General features: G+C 65.1%; 5 protein-coding genes and 1 pseudogene. 2 read left to right on the forward strand and 4 right to left on the reverse strand.

The window, feature by feature from the left end; genetic code table 11:
• Positions 1-143 precede the first annotated feature (143 nt).
• Positions 144-413, forward strand: coding sequence for a 4a-hydroxytetrahydrobiopterin dehydratase (locus tag GPT33_RS08175; RefSeq protein ID WP_296807206.1), 270 nt, complete (start codon positions 144-146; stop codon positions 411-413).
• Here GPT33_RS08175 and GPT33_RS08180 read toward each other — a convergent pair whose 3' ends face one another.
• Complete coding sequence (locus GPT33_RS08180) at positions 414-752, reverse strand: hypothetical protein (RefSeq protein ID WP_296807209.1); 339 nt, start codon at positions 750-752, stop codon at positions 414-416.
• 168 nt (positions 753-920) lie between these two features.
• Between GPT33_RS08180 and GPT33_RS08185 the strand changes: the two genes are divergently transcribed.
• Positions 921-1,871, forward strand: coding sequence for a LysR family transcriptional regulator (locus GPT33_RS08185; RefSeq protein ID WP_296807211.1), 951 nt, complete (start codon positions 921-923; stop codon positions 1,869-1,871).
• Positions 1,872-1,948: 77 nt separating this feature from the next.
• Here GPT33_RS08185 and phnE (GPT33_RS08190) read toward each other — a convergent pair whose 3' ends face one another.
• The 3 genes and pseudogenes from phnE (GPT33_RS08190) to GPT33_RS08200 all read right to left on the reverse strand — a co-directional run.
• On the reverse strand, positions 1,949-2,764 hold the full coding sequence (gene phnE / locus GPT33_RS08190) for a phosphonate ABC transporter, permease protein PhnE (RefSeq protein WP_296807214.1): 816 nt from the start codon (positions 2,762-2,764) through the stop codon (positions 1,949-1,951).
• Positions 2,764-3,603, reverse strand: coding sequence for a phosphonate ABC transporter, permease protein PhnE (phnE, locus tag GPT33_RS08195; protein ID WP_296807217.1), 840 nt, complete (start codon positions 3,601-3,603; stop codon positions 2,764-2,766). The genes phnE (GPT33_RS08190) and phnE (GPT33_RS08195) overlap by 1 nt, the downstream gene beginning before the upstream one ends.
• Positions 3,600-3,847, reverse strand: a pseudogene (locus GPT33_RS08200) (hypothetical protein); the annotation flags it as partial. The pseudogene GPT33_RS08200 and the gene phnE (GPT33_RS08195), both read right to left, overlap by 4 nt.

The raw sequence follows: 3,847 nt of genomic DNA on the forward strand, positions 1-3,847 counted from the left end.
ATCGGGACAACGGTGACTTCTTCGAGGCACTGCTGAACGAGGAGTCCGCGCATGCCCGCGAGATCGACGACTGGCTGGCCTCACTCGGTGTCCCGCGCTATCGTGAGGCCACTCAACGTGCCTACTTCTGAGGGATCCCTGTCATGAACCAAGGCTGGACCGAACGTCGACGTCCGATTCGCCTCGAACGCCGTTTGGAGTTTGCCGACTACGAGACCACCCGCGACTTTCTGGATCGAGCAGCGAGCCTCTCGGAGCGCGTCGGCATCTATCCGGACATGAGTTTCGGGCGCACCTACGTGAACATCACTTTACATGCCGAGGACGACGCGACCGAGGTCGGAGAGCCGGTTCGGCATTTCGCGCGCGAAATCGATGCGCTGCTCGAAACCGAGAAGACCCTTGATGAGTGATCAGCCGATAAAGGAAGCTACGCCCGAAGAGCGCGAGGTCCCGACCGAGGCATCGCCGACACCTCCGGCACCGCGCCGAGCATCGGCCAAGCCGAAAGCGCCACCTCGATCCACCACGAGCAGCACAGCGTCCGCGTCGACAACCGGCAAGCACACGCAGAAGAGCCAGTCCGGACCGCACTCCGCGATCGTCGGCGGCACACCAACCACGTCCCGAAAACCCGCCCAAACAAAGGCACAGCCGACGAGTACGGCGTCGCGCTCCCGCAGAGTCTGGCCGGACTGAGCGCCCCGCCCCATCAACCTTGGCCCGGCAATCGTCCGCTTCGTGCTCAACATACGTATTCGACGATCTTGACGATCGCATCCACCCGATCGCTCGCTCACGGGGTGGGTGATGACCGCTTCGGCTGCCGTATCCAGGTTCAATCGTAAGCAGGGCAAGAGATGACCACGTCGAGCCAGACCCAAAAAGGGTCGCCCCAAAGCGAGGCAACCGGTCGTTTCGTGCGACACGCCACCTTGCGCCAGCTTCAACTCCTCGAGGCTATCGTCCGTCTCGGCAGCTTCACGCGTGCTGCCGAGGAGATGTTTTTGACACAGCCCACGGTCTCGATGCAGATCAAGAAACTGACCGACACGGTCGGAACGCCCCTGTTTCTGCACGTGGGTCGCAACGTCGAGCCGACCGATGCAGGACGCGAGGTCTATGCCGCGTGCCGCACCATTCTGCGCTCGCTCACGGACCTCGAGATCAAGCTCGCCGACCTCAAAGGCCTCAAGAGCGGACGCTTGCGTCTCGGCGTCATCACCACCGCGAAATACTTCGCACCCGAGATCCTCGGTGCCTTCTGCGACCAGTTCCCCGGCATCGATGTCTCGCTGAAGGTCACCAACCGCACGCGCATCATCGAGCGGATGGCAGCCAACGACGACGACATCTACATCTTCGGCGAGCCCACCCACGCCGGTCTCGACGTGGAGGCAACGTTTCTTGCACCGAACCCTCTGATCGTCCTCGCGCGAACGGATCACCCGTTGGTCGGTCAGTCCGGGATCACGGTGGAGCGTTTGGCCCGGGAGCGATTCCTCCTGCGCGAGCCCGGGTCGGGAATCCGCGACTCGGTCGTGCGCTGTTTCGCCGACCGGGGCCTACGCCCGAACGTGCGCATGGAGCTCGGCAGCAACGAGGCGATCAAGCACGCCATCATCGCCGGCCTCGGGATTTCTGCGCTCTCGCTGCACACCCTCACGCTGGACGGTGGCGCCGGGCGTCTGGTCATGTTGGACGTCGAGGGCTTCCCGATCGAACGGTCATGGTATCTAGTCCACCCCAAGGGCCGCGAGCTCTCGACCATCGCTAAGGCGTTCCTCGCCTTTGCCGTCGACCGCGAGCCCGAGATCCGCGCCTCGCTCGATCGTACCTACGCCGTCCTGCACGGCTCGCAACCCGCCTGAGAAATGAGGCGGAATGCTTCGAAAGAGTCCGGCAGTTTATCCGATCGCGGATCCGCGTACCCGCCGCAAGGCTCCGCTCAGATCAGGGCCGCCCGCACCCGCGCGGAGACCCACTCGCTGAGGATGACGGTCGCGAGAATGACGATGAAGATGACGGTGACCTGCGGCCAGGCGAGGCCGTCGACCGACGCCTTGAGCTGCAACCCGATCCCGCCGGCGCCGACCAGACCCAAGACGGTCGACTCGCGGATGTTGATGTCCCAGCGGAAGAGTGTGATCCCGGCAAACGCCGGCATGATCTGAGGCACGATCCCGTAGTCCAGCACCTGCGCAGGACCGGCCCCCGTCGCCCGGATCGCCTCGACCTGGCGCAGGTCGATCTCCTCGATCGCCTCGTAGAGCAGTTTTCCGATGAACCCGATCGAGCGCAGCGCGATCGCGATGATCCCGGCCAGCAAGCCCGGGCCGAGGATGGCCACCAGCAGGAGCGCCCAGATCAGCGCGTTGACCGAGCGCGAGGCAACAATGATGAAGATGGCGATCGGGCGCACGAGCAGAGGGCTCGGCGTCGTATTGCGCGCCGCGAGGAAGGCGACCGGGACGGCGAGGACGATCGCGAGCAGTGTCCCGAGGGTCGCGATGTTGATGGTGTCCCACAGCGGCCCCCAGAGTTGATCCATGTAGGACCAGCGCGGCGGCACCATCCGCCCGAAGAGATCCGCGGCCTGCTCCGGGGCGTCCCACACGAAGGCCCAGATCTGGTTGCGGGTCATGGCCTCCCAGGCCAGGACGAAGAGCAGCACCAGCATTAGCCAGCCGAACCAGAGCGCGATGGACTGCGGCGTCGTGCGCTTGCGCCAGATCGGGCCATCGGGTGTCTGCCGAATCGCCATCACTGCACCCGAGCGCGCACCCAACCCGAGACGTACTCGGTCACCAGCACAATGGCGATGATGAGGATGAGGATGGCCGCGGCCGAGTCGTACTCATAGCGATCGAGCGCCGTATTCAGGGTCGCCCCGACCCCGCCGGCGCCGACGATCCCGATCACCGCGGATTCGCGAAAATTGATGTCGAGCCGGTAGAGCGAGAGTCCGATCAGACGCGGCGTCACCTGCGAGCGAATCCCGTAATCGAGCACCTGCCACCAGCCGGCACCGGTCGCGCGGATCGCCTCGACCTGTGCGGCGTCGATATCCTCGATGTCCTCGGCCAGGAGCTTGGCGAGAAATCCGATGGTCGCAAACGCCAGCGTCAGAAAGCCCGCCAGCGGCCCGAACCCGACCATGGCGACGAAGAGGATGGCGACGATGATCTCTTGAAGCGAGCGCGAGACTGCGATCAAGGCACGGCAGGCGAGATAGACCGGGGATGGTGCAATGTTGCGCGCCGCACCGATCCCGACCGGGATGGAGATCAAGACCCCGACCACCGTCGCGGTCAGCGTCATGGTGAGGCTCTCGATCAAACCCGCGCGGATGTCGTCCCAGCGCGAGACAAAGTCCGGCTCGACGAAGCCGCCGAGGAAGCGCAGACCGCGCTCCCAGCCCTCGCTCAAGCGGCCCCAATTCACCTCGACGGCGCCGATGCCGACGACCAGATAGAGCAGGACACCGGCGTAGATCGCCCAGCGCAGTCGGCCGTCGGAAATCAGCGGTGGTCGCCGCCAGTGTCTCGGGTAGCGCCTGGCCCCTTCGCTCGCCGGATCGGGCAGTACCGCCGGTCCACTCACAAGGCACCGACCAGTTCGTCGGTATCCGGCACGCCCGGGCGCGAGGACGGCCCGGTGTCGGACAGATCGCTCGACGCCGTCCAATCCTCTTCGCCGTAGATCTCGGTCAGTACCGCCGGCGTCAGTCCATCCGGACCGCCGTCGTAGACGCTCACCCCGCCGCGCAGGCCGACAATGCGCATCATGAACTCGCGGGCCAGCACGACATCGTGGATATTCACGATCGCCGCCAGCCCCCGCTCCG

Source organism: Thiocapsa sp. (assembly GCF_011390875.1).
Lineage (GTDB): Bacteria > Pseudomonadota > Gammaproteobacteria > Chromatiales > Chromatiaceae > Thiocapsa.

Coding starts and splice junctions, on each gene's coding strand:
- GPT33_RS08175 (WP_296807206.1), top strand. CDS start 144: ATGAACCAAGGCTGGACCGAACGTCGACGTCCGATTCGCCTCGAACGC.
- GPT33_RS08180 (WP_296807209.1), bottom strand. CDS start 752: ATGTTGAGCACGAAGCGGACGATTGCCGGGCCAAGGTTGATGGGGCGG.
- phnE (WP_296807214.1), bottom strand. CDS start 2,764: ATGGCGATTCGGCAGACACCCGATGGCCCGATCTGGCGCAAGCGCACG.